Origin of the sequence: Halorubrum sp. CBA1125 (genome assembly GCF_009742825.1) — an archaeon.
Classification (GTDB): Archaea; Halobacteriota; Halobacteria; order Halobacteriales; family Haloferacaceae; genus Halorubrum.
This window is the reverse complement of sequence record NZ_WPCE01000326.1, coordinates 1-1,872: the sequence shown is the minus strand read 5'-3', so window position 1 is coordinate 1,872 and position 1,872 is coordinate 1. Positions and strand designations below refer to the sequence as shown.

Below are 1,872 nucleotides of genomic sequence, written 5' to 3'. Positions count from 1 at the left end.
CCGCTGTTGCTGTCCGCCGGACAGCTCCGCGGGGTACGAGTCGAGCTGGTCGCCGAGCCCGACGCGTTCGAGCTGCGCCTCCGCCCGTTCGCGCGCCGCCGACTCGGAGAGCCCGAGCACGCGCCGCGGCCCGAGCGCGACGTTGCCGACGGCGGTGAGGTGCGCGAACAGGTTGAAGCTCTGGAACACCATCCCGACCTCGCGGCGGAGTCGGTCGACGTCCAGATCGGGCGAGAGCACCTCTTCGCCGTCGAGGGTGATCGACCCCTCCTGGGCCTCCGCGAGCCGGTTGACGCACCTGAGCATCGTCGACTTGCCGGAGCCGGACGGCCCGATGAGCACGGTCACGTCGCCTTTGTCCATCTCGAAGGAGACGTCGTGAAGTACCTGCTCGTCGCCGTACCACTTCGAGACGTCCGACACCCGAAGGAACGCATCGTCGGGATCAGTCACGTCGACTCACCCTCCGGAATCGCGTAGTAGTCGCCGAGGTAGTCGAGCGCGCGGTTCGTCGTGAACGTGAGGACGAAGTAGATTGCACTGATGAACAGGATGACTTCGAGCACTGCGGTGGTTCGCTCCGAGAACAGGTCGTACCCCCGGGTCAGAAGCTCTGCGAGCCCGATCGCGAAGACGATGCTCGTGTCCTTCAACACGATCGTGAACTCGTTTTGGAACCCCGGGATCGACCGCCGGAGGGCCTGCGGGACGACGACGTAGCGGATCGCCTCGAACCGCGAGAGCCCGACGGAGCGCCCCGCCTCGAGCTGGCCGTCGTCGACGCTGGCGAGCGTCGCCCGGAAGATCTGCGACTGGTAGGCGGCGCTTCGCAGGCCGAGCCCCAGAATGCCGGCGGAGATCGCCGGCGAAATCGAGGCGACGCCGAGGTTGACCTGCGGGATCCCGACGACGAAGTACATCACGACGAGGATCACGACGATCGGGGTCCCGCGGAGGACGACGCCGACCGTGCTGACGATCCGTTTGGGGAGCCCCTCGCCGTACACCTCTACGGCGCCCGCAGGAAAGCCGAGGACGAATCCGAGGAGGATCGACGCGACCGTGAGTCCGACCGTCAGCAGGACGCCGACGCGAGGTAGTCCGCGTTGTCCAGGACGAACCGCCAGTCTGCGGCCTCGCCGACGAACCCGAGGACGCCCGCGGTCGCGGCCGCGTCACCGACGACGGTCGCCGGGACGGTTCCCGACGCGGTGGCGCCGAGGCTGTCGACCGCGGCGAGCGCGAGCGGTCCCGCCACCGACATCCTACTCCTGCCCGAACCAGGTGCTGGTTAGCTCCTCGTACGTCCCGTCGTCGCGGACCGTCGCGAGCCCGTCGTTCAGCGCCGACTGGAGCTCCGACTCGCCCTGCCGGAGGCCGAAGCCGAACCGCTCGCCGGTCTCCTCGATGAACGCGATCGTCACGGGACGGTTGGCCGCGAACGTCTCCGCGACCGGGTTGTCGACGACGACGGCGTCGACGTTCTCGTTCACCAGGTCCTCGACCGCGAACACGTAGCTGTCGTACGAGGAGTAGTCGTCCTCGGCGATGATGCCGGGATCGATGAGGTTCGACTGCACCTGGTCGGCGCCGGTCGTCCCCGACTGCGCGCCCACGCGGACGCCCTCGAAGTCCTCCCAGCCCGACGGCTGGAAGTCGCCGCCCTCGCGCACGAGGATCGCCTGGTCGGACTCCCAGTAGGGATCGGAGAAGGCGATCGTCTCCTGGCGGTCCTCGGTGATCGTCATCGCGGCCGCGATCACGTCGATCTCCTCGTTCTGGGTGAGCGCGGGGATGAGCGAGTCGAACTCGAAGGTCGCCCACTCGCCGAGTTCGTAGTCGGTCTCCGCGACGACCGCCTCCAGCAGGTCG

Annotated in this window: 2 protein-coding genes and 1 pseudogene; all 3 read right to left on the bottom strand. The window is 68.2% G+C overall.

Annotated features, from left to right (window positions below; all coding sequences use genetic code 11):
• On the bottom strand, positions 1 to 453 hold a 453-nt coding region (locus tag GJ633_RS16320), incomplete at its 3' end, for an ATP-binding cassette domain-containing protein (protein ID WP_321169135.1).
• Positions 450 to 1,264: pseudogene (locus tag GJ633_RS16315) on the bottom strand (amino acid ABC transporter permease). The gene GJ633_RS16320 and the pseudogene GJ633_RS16315, both read right to left, overlap by 4 nt.
• Before the next feature lies 1 nt (position 1,265).
• A partial coding sequence (locus tag GJ633_RS16310) for a transporter substrate-binding domain-containing protein (protein WP_156589605.1) occupies positions 1,266 to 1,872 on the bottom strand: 607 nt, incomplete at its 5' end.